Here is a 451-nt window from a genome sequence, read left to right as displayed (position 1 = left end):
GTCCGGACGCGGTCTGCTCACCCGGGTGCGCGGGGGAGCGAGCGTCGACCCGGACACCACGCCCGAGTCGGCGCGGACGCGACGGGCCGGTGACCACGCCGCGAGCAAGCGGCGGATCGGGGCCGCGGCGGCCGCGATGGTCGAGTCGGGCAGCACCGTGCTGCTCAGCGGCGGGACCACGACCGAGGCCATGCTGCCGTTCCTCGCCGACCTCGAGCGCGTCACCGTCCTCACCAACAACCTCACCGTCGCGTTCGGGCTGGCCCACCTCCCGGGTGTCGACACCGTCGTGCTCGGCGGCGTGGTGCGGGCCGAGGAGATGTCGCTGCTGGGCCCGATCGTGGAGACCACGCTCGCCGGGTTCAACGTCGACGTCGCGTTCTGCGGCGCCTTCGGCATCGACGCCGACGCCGGGGTGTCCGGGGCGCACGCCCTCGAGGCCTCGACCGAC

General features: G+C 74.7%; 1 protein-coding gene. It reads left to right on the top strand.

What is annotated here, in order from left to right:
* Window positions 1-451 (top strand): DeoR/GlpR family DNA-binding transcription regulator (locus tag FL311_RS43660; RefSeq protein ID WP_141333598.1); only part of this gene is annotated, 451 nt, incomplete at both ends.

It is taken from the genome of Myxococcus sp. AB025B (genome assembly GCF_006518215.1).
Classification (GTDB): Bacteria; Myxococcota; Myxococcia; order Myxococcales; family Myxococcaceae; genus Myxococcus; species Myxococcus fulvus.
The sequence above is the reverse complement of the archived record's forward strand: the minus strand, read 5'-3'. Positions and strand labels throughout refer to the sequence as shown.